A 1,781-nucleotide genomic window follows, 5' to 3' on the forward strand; every position below is an offset into this window, starting at 1 on the left:
CGCTCGGCCGCCGCCACGAGCGCCGCCGCGGCGCCCGTGCTCGCCCCGAACAGGCCCACCGGCAGGTCCGCGGTGTCCGGGCGCTGCTCCAGCCAGTCGACGGTGTCGGCCAGCCGCCGCGCGAGCAGACCGATGTCGAAGCGCAGCCGGCCCGTCACCAGGTCGTCGCGCTCCTCCTCCTCGGTCAGCAGATCCAGCAGCAGCGTCCCGAACCCGGCCCGGTGCAGCTCGGCCGCGACCGCGCGGTTGCGGGGGCTGAACCGCGAGCTGCCGCTGCCGTGCGCGAACAGCACCATGCCGCGCACCTCGTCAGGGACGACCAGATCGCCGGGCAGGGTCACCGTCCCCGAGGGGACCGTCACGGTTTCGGAGAGCATGCCTCGTCATCTCCCTCCGGCTGTCGTTGCCCGCCGCCCGGGTACCCGGCCGATCCTGTTTCGGCACCCTTTCGCGGGAAACCCCGGGAGGCGAACTCCCACTGCCGTGCAGGGAAGGAAGGGCGTCCGACATGCGATTCCACGACCGCCGGCAGGCCGGAGAGCAGCTCGCCCTCCGTCTGATGGAGTGGGCCGCCGACGGTGACCTGCGGGACGCCGTCGGCCTGGCCCTGCCCCGCGGCGGAGTCCCCGTGGCGGCCGAGGTGGCCCGGGCCCTGAAGGTGCCGCTCGACGTCCTGGTCGCGCGCAAGATCCCGGTGCCCGGCATCCGCGAGACGGGGATCGGCGCGAATCGTCGGCGAGGACCCTCCGGCGTACGACCGGCGCGCGCTGGAGATGCTCGGCCTCAGCGAGGACCGGCTCGGCTCGGACGTGGCCGGGAACGCACCGAACTCCACCGCCGGCAGCAGGTCTACCGCGGCGGCCGGCCCGCCCCCCGGGTCACCGGCCGCACCGTCGTCCTCGTCGACGACGGCCTCGCCATCGGTGGCACCGCCCGCGCGGCCCTGCGCCACCTCCGCCGGCAGGACCCAGCCCGGCTGATCCTCGCCGTGCCGGTGTGCGCGCCCGCCACCGCCGAGCCGCTGCGCGAGGAGGCCGACGACCTGATGTGCCTCCACCAGCCGCAGGGCTTCCACGCCGTGAGCGAGTGGTACGAGGACTTCGCCCAGGTAGGCGACGAAGAGGTACGGCAGACCCTGCGCGAGCCGAGCCCCGCCGCCTGACGGCGGTCAGACCCTCGCGCCGTGCTCGCGCACCGCGATCCGCGCCAGCTTCGTCAGCATCATCCCGTTGCGCACGGAGACGACGTAGTCCACCGGGAGCCCGTGCATCCGGGTGCCGGGGCCTCGCAGCGGATGCCAGTCGAGGATGAACAGCGTGTGCTCGCCCCACGGGATCAGCCGCATGGCGATACGGGCCGCGCCGAACGGCTCAGCCTTCGCCTCGAGCTCCAGCCGCCGCTCCGGCTCGCAGATCCGGACCACACACGTGTCGTCGAGGCTCAGCGGACCGAGGCCGACCCGCACCCTCAGCCGAGCGCCCACGTCCGGCCAGCGCGGGTCCGCGGTGAGGACCTGCTGGGTGCCGGTCACCCACTCCCCGTACCGCCGGCCGTCGGACAGCAGCGCCCAGACCTCGGACGGCGAGCTCAGGATCAGACGACGGTTGCGGGCCACGCGCATCACGCTCCTCGTCCGGCACGGCCAGGCCGCCCGTGGCCCGGCCTGTCGGCTCCCACCTTCCCGCCGCCCGCCCCGCCCGCACACCCGGACGGGTCCATCCGGGGCAGCGCGCGGGACGGCCCGGCGGCACGCTCCGCATCCGGGCCGCCCGGACGAGCCG

General features: G+C 75.1%; 3 protein-coding genes. 1 reads left to right on the forward strand and 2 read right to left on the reverse strand.

What is annotated here, in order from left to right:
* Positions 1–377 (reverse strand): dienelactone hydrolase family protein (locus N4P33_RS35000; protein ID WP_399030696.1); only part of this gene is annotated, 377 nt, incomplete at its 3' end.
* Positions 378–508: 131 nt separating this feature from the next.
* Here N4P33_RS35000 and N4P33_RS35005 point away from each other — a divergent pair.
* Entirely contained in the window at positions 509–1,162 is a 654-nt protein-coding gene (locus tag N4P33_RS35005; protein ID WP_260830940.1) for a phosphoribosyltransferase, read from the forward strand.
* A gap of 6 nt (positions 1,163–1,168) precedes the next feature.
* On the opposite strand, the gene N4P33_RS35010 is transcribed toward N4P33_RS35005, so the two are convergent.
* On the reverse strand, positions 1,169–1,615 hold the full coding sequence (locus tag N4P33_RS35010; protein ID WP_260830941.1) for an SRPBCC family protein: 447 nt from the start codon (positions 1,613–1,615) through the stop codon (positions 1,169–1,171).
* Between the last annotated feature and the right edge of the window lie 166 nt (positions 1,616–1,781).

This window comes from Streptomyces sp. 15-116A (assembly GCF_025290915.1).
GTDB lineage: Bacteria > Actinomycetota > Actinomycetes > Streptomycetales > Streptomycetaceae > Streptomyces.